Origin of the sequence: Myroides sp. DW712 (genome assembly GCF_046557355.1) — a bacterium.
Lineage (GTDB): Bacteria > Bacteroidota > Bacteroidia > Flavobacteriales > Flavobacteriaceae > Flavobacterium.
In genome coordinates this window covers 97,101-113,487 of record NZ_JBKFDO010000010.1, presented here as the reverse complement: position 1 = coordinate 113,487, position 16,387 = coordinate 97,101, and the positions used below count along the sequence as shown (strand labels likewise).

Below are 16,387 nucleotides of genomic sequence, written 5' to 3'. Positions count from 1 at the left end.
ATCTGGCGAGAGCCTTGTGTTTCTCCTTGGTTTTTGACAATATTCTTGCGTAAAATGAAGGGGAATAGGACAAAAATAGTCAAATAATACTGGGGTGAAAAGTGCGGAATGTTTCTAGTATTGTGTATTTTTGAGTACAAAAAAAAAGAGCTATGGGATTATTTAACTGGGGCAAAAAAAACAAGCCCGAACCTGCAAAGGAAACAAATGAAAATGGCGAAGAGCAAGAGGATCCTCTTTTGTTAGCCATGCCAATGTTTGAAAAAGGAGAACACTATAGTATAGAAGCGGTATTAGCCTACCTTACGCAAAACTGGGACTACGAAATCGAAGGACAGGATTACGACGATACAACCGCCGTATTGACCACTCAAGGTACCCTATTTGCTATTGCTTTTATGCCTGCGCCTATTCCTAAAGACGATGTTCAAAATACCGCACAATATGCGTATAACTGGCCGAGCGTTTTAGAGGATATCCAAGAGGTGGATAGTCATGCGATTGTTTCTGTAGTTAGTGGATCAATGGATATCATAGAACGCCATCTTTTGTTGTCCCGTATTTTATTCGCTATTATGGCGACAACACCAAGTTGTGTGGGTGTTTATCAAGGGAGTCAAACTTTGTTAATTCCGCGCGAACAATATTTGGACTATGAAGAGGAGTTAGCAGAAGGAAAAGTAATGGTACCGCTATGGGTGTATATTGGTTTGCGTACCACTGAAGCGGGTAATAGCATCTATACCTATGGGTTGAATGCTTTTGGCAAACAAGAAATTGAAGTGATTGATTCCGCTTTACCTTTAGAAGAATTGTATTCCTTTTTAGTGAATATTTGTTCCTATGTCATTGGTAGTGATGTGGTGTTTCAACACGGAGAAACGTTAGGGTATACCGCTGAACAAAAGATTACTATCACTTCTTCTAAAGGTATTCAAGTAGAAGGAGAAACGTTGAAATTAGAGATGTAATAAAATAAACGCTATTCTTTTGTTTGAATAGCGTTTTTCTTTTGCTACTGGTTCAAATAAAAAAATAGTAAAAGTGTTTTTATATAAATCGAAGAGAAAGAAGAATCTCTTTTAGCGGTTTATACCAAAAGTGAGTGAATACTAGCTAATATAGGGTAAAAGTGAAAAATGCCTACTGATACCGTGTTTTTATAACAATATTAGAGAAGGTGTTAAATTAGAGGATATTAAAAAATAAGAGGCTTGCTTGGTTAAAAGATAGAGGAAACCTATATTTGGTATTAAATATGTATACAAACTCAAATAAAATGGAAGATAATCTGAAGTTAACACCAGCAGATAAATGGATTGTAGCACCTGTTAGTAAATTTATGCAAAAATCTACATCTGGTGGGATTATATTGTTTATTGCTGCTTTGATTGCCATCTTTATGGCTAATTCTGCCTGGGCAGATCAATACACCGCTTTTTGGGAAGAAAATCACATCGCTTTTTCGTTTAATGACTTTTCGTTAAATCACTCCTTGAAACATTGGGTGAATGATGGGTTAATGGCCATTTTCTTTTTCGTGGTTGGTTTAGAATTGAAAAGAGAGTTAACAACAGGGGAGCTATCTTCTCCAAAGAAAGCCATGTTGCCGATTATTGCAGCTATTGGAGGAATGGTTGTACCTGCTACGGTTTATGCTATTTTCAATGCAGGAACAGATGCCGCACACGGATGGGGAATTCCCATGGCTACAGATATTGCCTTCGCATTAGGCGTGCTCTATTTATTAGGAGATAAAGTGCCAACTTCATTAAAAGTGTTTTTAACGGCTTTAGCCATTGCAGATGATCTAGGAGCCGTCATGGTGATTGCTATTTTCTATACAGAACAACTGTCTTTAATCAATTTAGGTATTGGATTAGGATTCTTTGGGTTGTTGATTATCAGTAATTTAGTAGGTGTTCGAAATACCGTTTACTATGCGATTATCGGAATTGGCGGTATTTGGTTGGCGTTTATGTTGTCTGGCGTTCACGCAACGATTGCAGCTGTGTTAGCAGCTTTCGCTATTCCGTCAACAGCAAGAATACATGAACCTTTCTTTCGTAAAAAATTAGATCAATTAAAAAACAGATTCAATAGTATTGATCCCGATGATAAGATTCCAACGCTAACAGGGGAGCAAATGGATTGTGTGGAGGAAATCAAAGATTTAGCTAAAAATAGTTTGCCACCTGCGATTCGCTTAGAACACAGCATGCACAATTTCGTAGCTTTCTTTGTTATGCCTGTTTTTGCTTTGGCTAATGCGGCTATTCCAATTAGTATGGGAAGTGGAGAAGGACTAAGTGCAGTAACCTTAGGAGTAGCTTTAGGGTTGTTGATTGGGAAAGTTTTAGGGGTATTCGGATTAACAGCCTTGATTATTAAATTAGGGGTAGCGAAGATGCCTGCAGGAATGACCTATAAAAACTTATTCGGCTTAGGATTGTTAGCATCTATCGGATTTACGATGTCACTTTTCGTAACGGAACTTGCATTTGATATTAAGCTGCATCCAGAGTTTCCAGGACAAGCAAAATTAGGAATCTTAATTGCTTCTGGTTTAGGAGGGTTACTAGGGTTTATTGTTTTGAGTTTAGCTGGAAAAGCAAAGAAATAAACAGTAAATAAGAGGATAGAAAAAGCCGAATAGCATTCCTATTCGGCTTTTTTATTGGGGTATGTTGTTAGTCTTTTTTCTTTTTTGCCGCTCGTTTGGCATCAACTGCGCGGTTTCTTGGTTTTGTTTTTCTTGGTTTTCGCTTTCCAGGTCCACCCAAGTTAACTTTGGTGTTTTTCTCTTTCTTCGCGTGAAAAGCGGCTCCTTTTTCTATGGGCTTCTTCACTTTTACAAGCTGTTTTGCTTTTAGTTTGGATTTCTCAAACTCCATCAGCTTATCGGAAATTTCTACTGCTGAGGGGATTTCGAGGTCTCTTAACTCTTTTTCCATCAGCTCTTCGGCTTCCAATAGCATGTCTTCCTCTTTGGGATCTACAAAAGAAATGGCAATCCCTGTTTTATCCGCACGTCCTGTACGACCAATACGGTGAATGTACTGCTCTGGCGAATCGGTAAATTGCAAGTTGATGACGTGACTAATATCGGAGATATCCAATCCACGAGCCATAATATCCGTAGTCAATAATCCTCTTAATTCATTGGCTTGGAACTCTGCCATCGAGCGCAAGCGGAAATTCTGAGATTTATTGGAGTGAATTACAGTAAATTCTTCTGGAAAAGCTTCGTCTAATTGCTCCATCACAATATCGGCCAAACGCTTGCTGTTGATGAAAATCAACACGCGATTAAAAACTTCTTTGTCTTGAAGCAAATGCATCAACAAATTCATCTTCGTGTAGAAGTTGGGTACGCGATACAATTGTTGGTCAATTTTCTCTAGGGGAGTTCCTGAGGCAGCTAAAGAAACCTCTTCTGGAAAATCAAAGAAGTCTTCCAATACCTCGTCGACTTCTTCAGTCATGGTTGCAGAGAACAGAATATTCTGTTTCTTGTTGCGCATCATGGCTAAAATGGAAGTCAATTGAGTTCTAAATCCGAGATTTAATATTTCGTCAAATTCGTCAATAACGAGTTTTTGTAGGTTGTCAAAACGCAGAACCCCGTCAAGGGCTAAATCCATCATACGCCCCGGTGTTCCTACTAAAATATCTACCCCATCGTAAACGGCTTTGCGTTGAGTATTGATGTTGGTACCCCCGTAAACGCCCAAAGAGCGAATGGACATATACTGCGTTAGTTTATTCACTTCATCAACAACTTGAACAACTAATTCACGGGTTGGAACAATAATCACAACGCGCGGTGTATCCACGTGGGCAAATTTCCATTGTTTTAAAATGGGAAGTAAATAAGCATACGTTTTACCTGTACCCGTTTGGGCAATTCCCATTACATCTCGTCCAGATAGAATAACAGGAAAAGATTTAGTTTGAATGGGGGTAGGTGTAGTGATTTGAAGCTCATCTAGGGCCTTTTGTAAAGCCTTCGGTAGATTAAATTGCTCAAAAGTCTGCATAAAATATCTTATTTGTGCAAAGATACGTTTTTTTATGCTTGTAGTAAATAGCGGAAATTTAAAATGGTTTACTCGTTTATTTTCTATAAAATCTTTTTGATTACGCGTAGTTTATGGGTGTGTTTTCCTGAATCTACATTGTAGATGCCCAAGTGATCCAAGCGGTCAATGCGCACTTTTCCATGGGCGTGAATGATGTAGTTGTTTTCCATGATAATCCCCACGTGAATGATGTTTCCTTCGGCATTGTCAAAAAAGGCTAAATCACCTGCTTCACTTTCTTCAATAAAGCTTAAGGCTTCTCCAATGGTTGCTTGTTGAGAAGCATCACGCGGAATTAAATGTCCGTTGATTTTGTAAACCATTTGAGTAAAACCAGAGCAATCGATGCCAAATGGTGTTTTTCCTCCCCATAAATACGGGGCGTTCAAATACATAAAGGCTGTTTTTACAAATTGACTTTTGGTGAAGGTACCTGTAATAGAGCGTCCCTCAAAGGCGAATTTTAATGGATTGGTCGTGGCGTGTTTTAAGACGTTGAGGTTACTTCCTAGCGGAATAGACATAAGTTGATTGTCCGAAGAAGTCAAGAATTCTACAAAATCTCCGGCGTAAATAGGAGCCGTTTGATTCAGGGTGTCGTATTCACTTTTAGAGAGGATTTGATACTGTTTGTTGTCCACCCAACCTTGGTACTGGTCAAAGGCCAATTCAATCTTGGACCATTTTTCGGTCTGTTCGAGTATTGTAAACAATTCTCCGAATAGCAGTTGAGAAACCAATTCGCTTTTATCGCTAGGTTCTGCGCGTAAGGGAACAATGGAAAGGTTACAATAAGCAAACATCATAAGTGGTCTTTGTATTAAAGTGCAAAAATAAAGATGAGTTTGATATAATCAAACCCATCTTGTATTTATGTATTATATAACTATTTTTCGGTATTAGGCTCTTTCAATCACAATAGCAGAAGCACCACCACCACCATTACAGATAGCAGCTGCACCAATTTTTGCGTTGTTTTGCTCTAATACGCTTAATAACGTAACAACGATACGCGCTCCTGAACATCCTAATGGATGTCCTAAAGATACCGCTCCACCGTTTACGTTGATTTTGTCTGTACTTAAATCTAAAAGTTTTGCATTGGCTAAACCTACCACAGAGAAAGCTTCGTTAAATTCGAAGAAATCTACATCTGAAATTGCTAAGTTCGCTTTTTTCAAGGCGATTGGCAATGCTTTTGCAGGCGCTGTTGTAAACCAAATCGGCTCTTGAGCAGCATCTGCATAACTTCTGATGTACGCTAATGGTTTTAATCCTAACGCTTGTGCTTTTTCTTCACTCATTAGGACTACAGCAGCAGCACCATCATTGATTGTTGAAGCATTAGCAGCAGTTACCGTTCCTTCTTTCGTGAAAGCAGGACGCAATCCTGTGATTTTATCTAATTTTACGTTTGAATATTCTTCGTCTTTTGAAACGATGATTGGCTCACCTCTGCGTTGTGGAACTTCTACAGGAACAATCTCCATGTCGAATTTACCTTCTTCCCAAGCTTTAGCCGAACGCTCATACGATTGGATCGCGAACGCATCTTGCTCTTCTCTTGAGATGTTGTGTACTTTTGCTGTGTTGTCTGCCGCTACTCCCATTGCTTGGTTGTCATATGCATCCACAAGACCGTCATTTTGCAATCCATCTACTAGGGTAGTAGGACCAAATTTTTGTCCATTTCTCATGTGTACATAGTGTGGAATTAAACTCATGTTTTCCATTCCACCTGCCACAACTACTTCAGCATCTCCAGACATAATCGCTTGAGTCCCTTGCATGATGGCTTTCATTCCAGAAGCACAAACTTTATTTACTGTAGTACAAGGAACATTGCTGCTCAATCCAGCGTAAATAGCCGCTTGACGTGCAGGAGCTTGTCCAACACCTGCTTGAACAACGTTACCCATGATTACTTCGTCAACTACATTTACGTCTAAATTGATTTTATCTATAGCGCCTTTAATGGCAGCAGCTCCCAATCTCGTTGCAGGAACTGTAGATAAAGACCCTAAGAAGCTACCGATTGGTGTTCTCGCAGCAGATACAATTACTACTCTTTTACTCATAATTAATAGTGTTTATCAACCCTGTACTAGCGATTACGCAGGAAAACTGATCCAAACAGCCGTACTGTTTTGGGATACTCGTTTTGTTTGCTCCTGGGTATATTCGCGTTCGCGGATATTTTAGTTAGATATTTTTTGATTCTAGAAGCACAAATATACATTATAAATTTATTTGGTCGAATGGTAAACCGAAATAATCCACGATATTAACACTAATCAAGCGGGAGGAGGTTGTTTTTCATTTTTTGAGGATAGAAAAGAACGAAAAAAGCAGAAGCATCCCATGAAAAAGCAAGAGTTGCTGTTTTTTTATTCAAAAAACAGAAAAAAAGATTGGGTTGTATCTTGTTGATTGATAATTGATTTGTGGAGAAGTGTTGATTTTTTTAGTTTTTTCTGGTTAAAATATTTGGAAACAACGAAAACTCGTGCTACTTTTGCATCCGCAATACAGAAGATAACTCTTCTTTAAAGCAACGGAGAGGTGCCGGAGTGGTAACGGAGCAGATTGCTAATCTGTCGACTGGTAACGGTCGCCAGGGTTCGAGTCCCTGTCTCTCCGCTTCTTCGGGGTGTAGCGTAGCCCGGTCATCGCGCCTGGTTTGGGACCAGGAGGTCGCAGGTTCGAATCCTGCCACCCCGACCACTACAAGTAGTGTAGGGTCCAATAGCTCAGCTGGATAGAGCAACTGCCTTCTAAGCAGTAGGTCTCAGGTTCGAATCCTGATTGGATCACGAAAAAGTCCTAACGAAAGTTAGGACTTTTTTTGTTTCCCCTCTTTTCGTTAAATTAAGTTGTACTTTTAGCACAGCGTATGCTCTCAATCTTAACAGTAAAGAAAATATAAAAGCGAATTTCAGTAAGCAGGTTCGCTTTAGTACCCTGTAATCCTATGAACATACTTACACTTCCCAATGACCTGAATCTTGAGGCTACGCAATCCATTCAACTCTTTGATTATTGTAGCGCTCAAGAAGTAGCTCGACAACAAATCGTACTTCATCAAAATACATTTAGCTTTTTAATAGAGGGTACAAAAGAGGTCGTTTTTGGAGATATTGTAGCTTCAATTGATCCTGCGAAGTTCTTGTTAATGAAGGCAGGACATTGCTTGATGACAGAAAAATTGTCGAAAAACGAAAATTACCGCAGTGTATTGTTGTTTTTTACGGATGAAGCAATTCATCACTTCATCCAAAAATATGAAGTTACCCAAAAGAAACGCCATGATTATCCATCGATGTATGCTTTTGATTATGATGATTTTATCCATCGATTTGTTCATAGTTTACTTGATATTGCCACCTTGTCCAGTGAAGCTCAACAGCGTTTGTTAGCCGTGAAATTAGATGAAATTCTGTGGTATTTGGCTGAAATTTATGGAAAGGAGATGCTGTATGCCCTTGTACATACAACAGACGATAGCGCACAAAAATTCACGCGTATGATTGAAAGCAATGTGCTTCGTAAATCGACCTTGGAAGAGCTGGCTTTTTTGTGTAATATGAGTGTGTCGACATTTAAGCGAACGTTTAAAAAACACTATGGAGAATCACCCATGCGATGGTTTCAGCATAAGCGATTAGAACAGGCGCATCATTTGTTGTGTGTGGAAAAGAAAACGGCATCTGAAATTTATATGGAAGTAGGCTATGAGAGCTTGTCAAGCTTTATTCAAGCGTATAAAATAAAATACGGCCACACGCCTAAACAACAATCCTAAAATGACCTTTTAGCAACAGTTTTTGAACGCTTAGCTTCACGCATCTTTTAAGTTCTTCATTACTTTTGATTGAAATTATAATTCAATTCAAAATGAAAAAAGCACACGTATGGGTACTGTTATTTTTGACGGTATCAACGACAGTATTGGCACAAAATACATTTACCTTATCGAGTAAAAATTTAGGCGGAGAAGGCACAAAAAGCTTAGAATTTAATGGATTTGGATGCGATGGAGACAATCAATCTCCTCAATTGTATTGGGAACATGCACCAGAGGGAACCCAAAGTTTCGCTATTACGATGTATGATCCTGATGCTCCAACAGGAAGTGGATTCTGGCATTGGGTGATGTTTGATATTCCCTCTAATGTAAAGGAACTAGTGGCCAATGCAGGAAATGTTACGCTAGATTTAGCGCCTAAAGGAGCCATCCAAAGTATGACGGATTATGGCAGTAGAGGATTTGGAGGGCCTTGTCCACCAGAAGGGCATGGTTTTCATCAATATATAATCACGGTTTACGCGTTAAAAACAACTAAATTAGGATTAGATGCCCAAGTAAATCCAGCACTTGTTGGGTTTAATCTTTGGAATCAAACCTTGGCAAAAGCTAGTATTATCGCCTATTATAAACGATAAATTTAAATGATTGGAGCACAAGGAGTTCTAACTTGTTTTAGGATGGAATTGTATAGTCCCCAGGATACGTTGAAATGTTTGAAAGAAAAAAGTTTTTGGGAAACCAAAGACTTTTTTTGTTGATGATTAATCTTCTGCATTGCGCTAGTCAAGCGCAGGATGGATTCCATTTTCATCCTTCGGTCTATAGGATACCGGAGGCTGTCGCTTATCCTTTTTTCGGAGGAAGGTCGAAGGCAACCGCTTCGTGTTCGAAATGTCCATGGTGTGCACCATCGCAAAACGGTTTGTTTTTTGAAAGACCACAACGACAAATAGAAAGTACGGTTCTACCTTGTAATCCGTACACATTTCCATCTCGATCTACAATTTCAAAATCGCCCTCGATCTTTACCGATCCATTATTGTTGATGGTTAGTTTTGTTTTTGACATGTCTATTTGAGTTTCGTTATTTTGTACGAAAATAGAATAATAAACTGAAGGCATAGAACCTACGCTTCTATTTAGATAAATTCCTTTTAGTGCGCTCAATCAAAACGGATGCCATAAAGATATGCGGTAGTTAAACCAAGAGGTGTCAATCAATCCAATACGCCACAGTCTATGTTTTCATAGGGAATATGGGTAATATTTTCATCTAAAGCCGCTGTCTTTTGTCCCCATTGTGCAATAGCCTTGAGCAAGGGAATAAGGGTTTGCCCAAAAGCAGTTAAGGCATATTCTACTTTTAAAGGTAAACCGTCTGGTTCACTTTGTTGAATAGGTTGTTTTATTATTACTATTCTTTTTTATAAAATTATCAATTTTATATTTAGCAAAACTAAAGGTAAACTGTCAACTATCTACCATGCCCGTTTATCTGTGGTAATGGGTTTTGTTACATCAAACACCACATTAAAACTCGTTTTAGAACCTGCGCGTTGTAAGTTATAGCTGTATTCTTTTTCGTCAATGGTTACCCACCAAAGGTTAGAAGCAGCTGCAGGAATACTTAACGCAGTTTCTTGATCCGAAGGGAAGTATTGGATATGTTCGTTTCCGGTATTTGTTGTTGTTCCACCATACATTGTTACCTCATCGGGTTGTCCATTGGGTTGGCGGTGGTCGTGTTTTAATTCGACGCGATCGCCTTTTAGGGTAAATACCCAAGTGCGTGAAAGATCCTCTCCCACAAAAAAGGCAATTTTCACCTCTCGTTGATCACAAGCCGAAACATACATGATTAATTCTTTGTTTTCAAAATCTGCGGGAACAGGTGTTGATACGATGGTTCCTCTATACGCTTGACCACAGTGTTGTGCCAAGTTTTGAATGAATTGTGTTGGGAAATTGACGCTCGATTGCGCAGAACTAAAAAGGAAGCTGAATAAAGATACAGCTACTACAACTAACGTTTTCATAGGGTTTATTATAGATGAAAGCTAAAGATAGCTTTATAAATTGTGTTTCGCTAATTTGTTGTTGGTTTCTGGAGTTTTGTGTTCCTATAAGAGGGCTAACTAGTTTAAAAACCCCTATTTTTGAAGAAAGCTAAAAATATGATACAACAACGTACACAATCGGTTCAAGTGGATGGACAAGCCATATTTGTACATCACTATACTTGGGATACCCCAAAGACGGATACTACCTTGGTTTTACTACACGATTCACTGGGCAGTGTGGAATTGTGGCGTGATTGGCCCGAACTACTAGCCATGCAGTTGCAGTGCAATGTGATGGTGTATGATCGCGTAGGCTATGGCAAATCCCAACCCTTGAAAACCTCTTTTCGCGAATCGAATTACTTAGAACAAGAAGGAGAATTTCTCGAGCGCTTACGTCAGGTGTTACAATTAGGTAAATTGGCCGTTTTTGGGCATAGCGATGGCGCTTCTATTGCGTTATGGTATGGGATTTTATTCCCAGAAAATACAAGTGCTTTAGTTATTGAAGCCGGGCATGTTTTTGTAGAGGAGATGACGCTCAAAGGTGTAGCTGATGCGAAAAAAGCATACCAAGAAACGGATTTGAGACACCGCTTGGTTAAATACCACGGTGAACGCGTGGAAAAGTTGTGTTATGCCTGGTTTGATATTTGGTTAGATCCTGCCTATAGCGGTTGGACGATGGTGCCAGAATTGCATCGAATTACATCACCTTTATTGTTTTTACAAGGTGATTTGGATGAATATGGAACACTAGACCAAGTAGAACAAACCGTGACACATATTAGTGGAGTAGCTGAAAAATATATCTTTGAACAAGTGGGACATATCCCCCATAAAGAACAAAAGGAGAAAACCTTACGTTTGATTTCCTCCTTCTTACATCGCTATTTATAGCTGTAGTAAATGTTCAATTTTATCCAAAAACAACTGCTCAATGCGTGGGTCTTTGGCTTGTAAATAAGACGATCTCAAACTGTTTAGGTATTGATCTAAATTGGTAATTACACTTCCTTTTGCTAATTCAAAGGGCACTTGTAAATTTTTGGCTTTTATCGTCTCTAAGGCGTTTTTAATATAGGTCTCTTTGTCCATTTTTACGGATTACGGATTACGGATTACGGTTCACGGTTCACGGATTACGGTTCACATCCAGTCTGTTAGCTGTAAACCGTAAACCGTCAACTAATTTATCTCGGCAATTCGATGGTATACGTCTTGCCTTTGGTTTTAATGTTGGTATTCACTAACCAAGGGTTGTGCAATTTCAACAATTTGTAGTTTGATCCGTTTTCTTGGGCAAACATAGGCAAATCATCAATATCTCGATCTAAGGTGATTGTACGCATGGGAATCGGAGGATATTTCTCTGATTTAGGGATGTCGTATCCGTATTTCTGTGGATGGGTCATAATTTCTTTCATCGCAAGAATACGGAAGACGTAGCGTGAGGTTTCTTGATTTAAGAATAAATCATAGTAATTGTCTACGTATTGGGAATTCATTGCCTTGGTCATACCAGCCATGCCTCGGTTATAGGCAGCAGCGACCATCGTCCAGGAACCAAATCGAGCTTTGGCATCTTTGAAGTACTTGCAAGCCGCTTCTGTGGCTTTTTCCAAGTGGTAGCGCTCATCGATATATTCGTCAACCACTAAATTGTATTCTCCTGCGGTTCCCTTCATGAACTGCCAAAAGCCCGAAGCTCCAGCAGAAGATACCACATTTGATAAGGTACTTTCAATCACACATAGGTATTTAAAATCATCGGGAATATTGTTCTTTTTTAAAATGGGTTCAATGATAGGAAAATAGCGTTCAGCTCTTTTGATGACTAAAGTTGTGGATGAATGCAGGTTGGCGTTGATAATCATTTCACGATCAAAGCGTTCCTTGACATCAATCACGTCTAAGGGAGCTTTTTCCCCCGCAAAATTTGCTGTTAAAGGTAGGGGAACATAGTGATCTGTTGGATTTTTAGCTTCCTCTGTAGCTTCCGTTTTGTGGGTGCTTGCGAAAATAAAAGTTGAGGCTATGCCCACAACTGCTGTTGTGTAAAGCATATTTTTGAGATTCTTTTTCATCGTTATTTCAAGATAATTTTTTCTAAATGTTCATTAAACCATTTGTATTTCACTATAATCATGGCGTGTGTTCCTCCAGGTACTTCAATGGCGTGCTGGATATTTTTGAAGGGAAATACCTCGTCGTTGGTGCCGTGTATGTGTACCACATGTTCCAATTCTTCCTTTTGGTCCCACGTCAATATCGCGCGAATGCACCAGTTGAGGTAATGTGGATCTCGGATAGATAGATAGCGATTGTACATGGCTATGCGTTTCTTTTGCTTGTCGTTGCCATAGCGTTCCATCATACGAAGAAGAAACTCCACCCCCTGGGTGGGAAGCAGTTTATATAGCCCTGTGTATTTGGCCCATTTAAAGCGTTTTGGAAACTCTCTGTTTGAGCGTACGCTGGAAATAATAACTACTTTTTCAACAGTAATAAGCTTGCTTAGTTCTTGCGCAAGGATCCCTCCAAAGGAAACACCGACGAAGATAGGGTTATTCTGTTGAATAAGGGGAATGTATTTTTGGGTATAGTCCAACAAGCTTTCTTTTTTGTCACAGGGTAACCATTCTAAAAAGTGTAGTTCAAAACGGGAAGTATCCCATTCCAGTCGTTCAAAAATGAGAGAGGTTGAGGACATTCCTGGAAAGAAATAAATTGGTATTTTGTTCATTCTAAATAAATTAACATACTTAATAGGGGTAGTTTGGAAAAAAATGACGAACTTTGATAAATATAGGAATAAAACTTTTTGTATTCACTGTATAAACCCGCTAAAAATTTCTTGCGATATCATTTTGTTATGGAAAGATGACTCGGGTGAGTCATTATTCTTTTTTGCTATGAAAAGAACCAAACGCCTAACATGAAAATATAAAATTTTAGTATAATGGAGATTAAAGACAATGAATTGCTTCGTCAGTTTGAGCTCGAAACCGATCAAGGTTTGCTTAGCGTGGAGTATTCACTACAAGAAAGAAAAATCTTTCTGACCAAATTAAAAGGATTTGAAGAAGGTGTGCAAGCACAATCCATCGATTTCTTGAAAGGAGTGCTCGATATCGTTAGAGAAAAAAGATTGAGAGTCGTTCCTACGCATCCAAAAATTGTTTCTTTTTTTAGGAAAAACCCTATGTACAAAGAAATGCTTCCTCCAGGGATAAGAATTTAATCCTGTGAGATTTAAAAACCACTTATAACATACACAACATACCCCAACACGGGTGAAAAAAGCAAAAAACCTGTTTGAATCTTGATTCAAACAGGTTTTTTATTTAATTTAGAAAATCAAATCGGACGATGCCATCCTCATCAATTTTAGTTAGTTTAATTGGACGTAAGGTATTAACCAAAGCAGGATCCCAAGGTGTTTTTACTTTGACATAGTTCTCCGTAAATCCATGGATATAGCCTTCTTTGTTTTCACTTTCAAATAATACGGTTTTCTCTAAACCGAGTTGTGATTCGTAGAACGCACGACGTTTCTTTACTGATAAACCGCGCAGCATCTTACTTCTCTTGTTTCTCACTTCCATAGGTACTACCGCTTCCATGGCGATAGCTTCTGTATTGTCGCGCTCTGAATAGGTAAATACATGGAGATACGATATGTCTAAATCGCTTAAAAACGTATAGGTATCTAAGAATTTCTCCTCCGTTTCTCCAGGAAATCCTACAATCACATCCACGCCAATACAACAATCTGGCATAACTGAACGAATCTTATTTACGCGTTCTACATATAGCTCTCGTAAATAGCGACGTTTCATTTTTTTCAAGATATCGTTGCTTCCTGATTGCAACGGAATGTGAAAGTGTGGAACAAAGGTTCTACTTTGAGAAACGAATTCAATCGTTTCATTTTTTAATAAATTAGGTTCAATCGAAGAGATGCGCAAACGCTCAATGCCTTCTACTTGATCCAAGGCTTGTACGAGTTCCAAGAAGGTGTGTTCGTGTTTTTTATTACCGAATTCTCCCTTTCCATAATCGCCAATATTTACTCCAGTCAAGACAATTTCTTTGATATCTTGAGCCGAAATTTCAGCTGCATTTTTCAATACATTCTCCATAGTATCACTTCGAGAAATTCCTCGAGCTAACGGAATGGTACAATACGTACATTTGTAATCGCAACCATCTTGCACTTTTAGGAATGCTCTAGTTCGGTCTCCAATGGAATAGGAGCCGACATAAAAATCAGCTTCAGAAATCTCACAAGAGTGCACTTGTCCCATTTCATTTTTAGACAAATCATTGATATAGTCTGTCAATTTAAATTTCTCTGTAGCACCCAACACCAAATCAACTCCATCTACGTTGGCTAATTCAGCGGGTTTTAACTGCGCATAACAACCGACAGCGGCAATAAAAGCTTTGTCGTTTTTCTTTTGCGCCTTTTTTACTATTTGTTTGAATTGTTTATCTGCATTTTCGGTAACAGAACATGTATTAATTACATAAATGTCTGCCACATCCTCAAATTCAACGCGATCAAAACCTTCATCTACGAAACTTCTCGCAATTGTTGAGGTTTCAGAAAAGTTTAGCTTACAGCCCAGGGTGTAAAAAGCTACTTTTTTTCTATTTTCCATAATCATTCTTTACTATGAGTAGTAACTTTGAAGTATATTTACTCTTTGTTGTCACAAAGCGTGCAAATTTACGTACAAAAATCGGTTTGATGAAATCAATAATTTATTATATATCAATTCTTTGTGTAGTCTTGACTGTTTATTCCTGTCAAAATAAAAGGCAGGAAAAGGAGGAGGGAGCGGTGTTTCGTTACAATGAAAATTCTAATATTCAAACACTTGATCCAGCTTTTGCGAGAAGTATGGCGATTATTTGGCCGTGTAATCAGCTGTTTAATGGCTTGGTTCAGCTTGATGACCAATTGAATGTAATAGGGGATATTGCACAATCTTGGCAAGCCTCTGTCGATGGATTAACCTATGATTTTACCTTGCGTAAAGAGGTATATTTCCATTCACATCCTGCTTTTGGCAAGGAGCAAACACGAACTGTAACCGCCCGTGATTTTGTCTATAGCTTCGATCGATTAACCAATGCGAAAACCGCTTCTCCAGGAGCGTGGATCATGCAGAAAGTAAAAAGGTATGAAGCGTTAAATGATACCGTATTTCGCTTGGAATTAAAAGAGTCCTTTCCCGCTATTTTAGGTTTGTTATCGATGCGTTATGCCTCTGTTGTTCCTCGAGAAGTAGTGGAAGATCCTCAACATGATTTTAGAACTCATCCCATTGGTACAGGACCTTTTTATTTTAAGTTTTGGGAAGAGAATGTCAAATTGGTACTCCGCCGCAATCCTCGTTATTTTGAAAAAGATGAAGAAGGGGGACAACTGCCGTACTTAGAAGCGGTAGCGATTACTTTTCTACCAGACAAACAAAGTGCATTTCTGCAATTTATTCAAGGAAAACTAGATTTTATATCGGGTTTAGATCCTTCGTATAAAGACGATTTAATTACAATGGATGGACAGTTGCAAGAGAAGTATCAAGCTTTCATACAAATGGAAACAGGTCCTTATCTTAACACAGAATACTTGGGGTTTAATATGGAAGACACGCAAAGTGCGGTTCACGATAAGCGAATTCGCCAAGCGTTGAGTATGGGATTTGATCGCGAAAAGATGATTAAACATTTGAGGAGCGGCATGGGAAATACACAAATAGGCGGTATTATTCCCAAAGGATTGAAAGGAAACATCCAAGTTGAGGACACCTATGATATAGCGAAAGCGAAAGCTCTTGTACAAGCTTATCAACAGGAACACAACGGAGCAATCGTTTCGATTTCTTTGTCAACCAATGCGGGGTATTTAGATCTTGCAGAATATTTGCAAAGAGAATGGCAGAAAATAGGGATAACAGTAGCGATAGACGTCATGCCACCCGCAACGTTGCGCCAGGGGATGGCTTCAGGTAAACTCGCGTTTTTTAGAGGAAGTTGGATTGCGGATTATCCCGATGCAGAAAATTACCTCTCACTCTTTTACAGTAAAAACAAAGCGCCCAATGGGCCAAACTATACGTTTTTTTCAAATGCCACTTATGATCAGTTGTATGAAAAGGCTTTTCAAATTACAGATGAAGGAGAACGAGAACAGCTCTATCAACAAATGGATCAATGGATTGCGGAAGAAGTTCCCGCCTTGATTCTCTTCTATGATCAAGCAGTGCGATTCAGTAGAAAAAATATTCATCAGTTGGGAATCAACCCCATGAACAATCTCTTTTTAAAACGAGTAAGAAAGGAATAAGAAAGGAATAAGAAAAAATCTGTTTGATTTGTTTAGAAGAATTCTAGTGGGATTAGTATCTTTGAAATCACAGTATATC

General features: G+C 38.8%; 17 protein-coding genes and 3 tRNA genes. 10 read left to right on the top strand and 10 right to left on the bottom strand.

What is annotated here, in order from left to right; genetic code table 11:
- Positions 1 to 152: 152 nt before the first annotated feature.
- Both ACLJX0_RS09895 and nhaA read left to right on the top strand, forming a co-directional pair.
- The gene (locus tag ACLJX0_RS09895; protein ID WP_410880057.1) at positions 153 to 971 is read left to right on the top strand and encodes a DUF4261 domain-containing protein; all 819 of its coding nucleotides are present in this window, start codon (positions 153 to 155) and stop codon (positions 969 to 971) included.
- A 308-nt stretch (positions 972 to 1,279) separates the two neighbouring features.
- Complete coding sequence (gene nhaA, locus ACLJX0_RS09890; RefSeq protein ID WP_410880056.1) at positions 1,280 to 2,623, top strand: Na+/H+ antiporter NhaA; 1,344 nt, start codon at positions 1,280 to 1,282, stop codon at positions 2,621 to 2,623.
- 67 nt (positions 2,624 to 2,690) lie between these two features.
- Here the strand turns inward: nhaA and ACLJX0_RS09885 are convergent, their stop codons facing one another.
- The 3 genes from ACLJX0_RS09885 to ACLJX0_RS09875 all read right to left on the bottom strand — a co-directional run bounded on the left by ACLJX0_RS09885 (position 2,691) and on the right by ACLJX0_RS09875 (position 6,160).
- Positions 2,691 to 4,040, bottom strand: coding sequence for a DEAD/DEAH box helicase (locus tag ACLJX0_RS09885; protein WP_410880055.1), 1,350 nt, complete (start codon positions 4,038 to 4,040; stop codon positions 2,691 to 2,693).
- A gap of 83 nt (positions 4,041 to 4,123) precedes the next feature.
- A complete protein-coding gene (locus ACLJX0_RS09880) occupies positions 4,124 to 4,885 on the bottom strand; it encodes an NlpC/P60 family protein (RefSeq protein WP_410880096.1) in 762 nt (253 codons plus the stop codon).
- 96 nt (positions 4,886 to 4,981) lie between these two features.
- Positions 4,982 to 6,160: an acetyl-CoA C-acyltransferase gene (locus ACLJX0_RS09875; protein ID WP_410880054.1), complete on the bottom strand. Its 1,179-nt coding sequence runs from the start codon at positions 6,158 to 6,160 to the stop codon at positions 4,982 to 4,984.
- A gap of 478 nt (positions 6,161 to 6,638) precedes the next feature.
- Between ACLJX0_RS09875 and ACLJX0_RS09870 the strand changes: the two genes are divergently transcribed.
- The 5 genes from ACLJX0_RS09870 (at position 6,639) to ACLJX0_RS09850 (ending at position 8,525) form a co-directional block, all read left to right on the top strand.
- Positions 6,639 to 6,722: transfer RNA gene (locus ACLJX0_RS09870), tRNA-Ser, on the top strand.
- Between the two features lie 6 nt (positions 6,723 to 6,728).
- A tRNA-Pro gene (locus tag ACLJX0_RS09865) sits at positions 6,729 to 6,806 on the top strand.
- Positions 6,807 to 6,821: 15 nt separating this feature from the next.
- A tRNA-Arg gene (locus tag ACLJX0_RS09860) sits at positions 6,822 to 6,895 on the top strand.
- Between the two features lie 158 nt (positions 6,896 to 7,053).
- Positions 7,054 to 7,884 (top strand): helix-turn-helix domain-containing protein, encoded by an 831-nt coding sequence (locus ACLJX0_RS09855; protein WP_410880053.1) that lies wholly within the window; start codon positions 7,054 to 7,056, stop codon positions 7,882 to 7,884.
- A 92-nt stretch (positions 7,885 to 7,976) separates the two neighbouring features.
- A complete protein-coding gene (locus ACLJX0_RS09850; RefSeq protein ID WP_410880052.1) occupies positions 7,977 to 8,525 on the top strand; it encodes a YbhB/YbcL family Raf kinase inhibitor-like protein in 549 nt (182 codons plus the stop codon).
- Positions 8,526 to 8,733: 208 nt separating this feature from the next.
- Here the strand turns inward: ACLJX0_RS09850 and ACLJX0_RS09845 are convergent, their stop codons facing one another.
- The 3 genes from ACLJX0_RS09845 to ACLJX0_RS09835 all read right to left on the bottom strand — a co-directional run bounded on the left by ACLJX0_RS09845 (position 8,734) and on the right by ACLJX0_RS09835 (position 9,926).
- Positions 8,734 to 8,958, bottom strand: coding sequence for a CDGSH iron-sulfur domain-containing protein (locus tag ACLJX0_RS09845; RefSeq protein ID WP_410880051.1), 225 nt, complete (start codon positions 8,956 to 8,958; stop codon positions 8,734 to 8,736).
- 149 nt (positions 8,959 to 9,107) lie between these two features.
- Positions 9,108 to 9,287 carry a winged helix-turn-helix transcriptional regulator gene (locus ACLJX0_RS09840; RefSeq protein WP_410880094.1) on the bottom strand — a complete coding sequence of 60 codons (180 nt, stop codon included), beginning with the start codon at positions 9,285 to 9,287 and terminating at the stop codon, positions 9,108 to 9,110.
- A gap of 81 nt (positions 9,288 to 9,368) precedes the next feature.
- Positions 9,369 to 9,926: a hypothetical protein gene (locus tag ACLJX0_RS09835; RefSeq protein ID WP_410880050.1), complete on the bottom strand. Its 558-nt coding sequence runs from the start codon at positions 9,924 to 9,926 to the stop codon at positions 9,369 to 9,371.
- 138 nt (positions 9,927 to 10,064) lie between these two features.
- Between ACLJX0_RS09835 and ACLJX0_RS09830 the strand changes: the two genes are divergently transcribed.
- A complete protein-coding gene (locus tag ACLJX0_RS09830) occupies positions 10,065 to 10,850 on the top strand; it encodes an alpha/beta fold hydrolase (RefSeq protein ID WP_410880049.1) in 786 nt (261 codons plus the stop codon).
- Here the strand turns inward: ACLJX0_RS09830 and ACLJX0_RS09825 are convergent.
- From ACLJX0_RS09825 to ACLJX0_RS09815, 3 genes are all read right to left on the bottom strand, one after another.
- Entirely contained in the window at positions 10,845 to 11,048 is a 204-nt protein-coding gene (locus ACLJX0_RS09825) for a hypothetical protein (RefSeq protein WP_410880048.1), read from the bottom strand. The two genes, ACLJX0_RS09830 and ACLJX0_RS09825, sit on opposite strands and share 6 nt — an antisense overlap.
- 95 nt (positions 11,049 to 11,143) lie before the next feature.
- A complete protein-coding gene (locus ACLJX0_RS09820) occupies positions 11,144 to 12,037 on the bottom strand; it encodes a lytic transglycosylase domain-containing protein (protein WP_410880047.1) in 894 nt (297 codons plus the stop codon).
- Between the two features lie 2 nt (positions 12,038 to 12,039).
- Positions 12,040 to 12,696 (bottom strand): alpha/beta hydrolase, encoded by a 657-nt coding sequence (locus ACLJX0_RS09815; protein WP_410880046.1) that lies wholly within the window; start codon positions 12,694 to 12,696, stop codon positions 12,040 to 12,042.
- A gap of 216 nt (positions 12,697 to 12,912) precedes the next feature.
- Between ACLJX0_RS09815 and ACLJX0_RS09810 the strand changes: the two genes are divergently transcribed.
- A complete protein-coding gene (locus tag ACLJX0_RS09810; protein WP_060875039.1) occupies positions 12,913 to 13,194 on the top strand; it encodes a GNAT family N-acetyltransferase in 282 nt (93 codons plus the stop codon).
- Positions 13,195 to 13,297: 103 nt separating this feature from the next.
- Here the strand turns inward: ACLJX0_RS09810 and mtaB are convergent, their stop codons facing one another.
- Positions 13,298 to 14,617, bottom strand: coding sequence for a tRNA (N(6)-L-threonylcarbamoyladenosine(37)-C(2))-methylthiotransferase MtaB (mtaB, locus tag ACLJX0_RS09805; protein ID WP_410880045.1), 1,320 nt, complete (start codon positions 14,615 to 14,617; stop codon positions 13,298 to 13,300).
- An 89-nt stretch (positions 14,618 to 14,706) separates the two neighbouring features.
- Between mtaB and ACLJX0_RS09800 the strand changes: the two genes are divergently transcribed.
- Positions 14,707 to 16,308, top strand: coding sequence for an ABC transporter substrate-binding protein (locus ACLJX0_RS09800; RefSeq protein ID WP_410880044.1), 1,602 nt, complete (start codon positions 14,707 to 14,709; stop codon positions 16,306 to 16,308).
- Positions 16,309 to 16,387 lie beyond the last annotated feature (79 nt).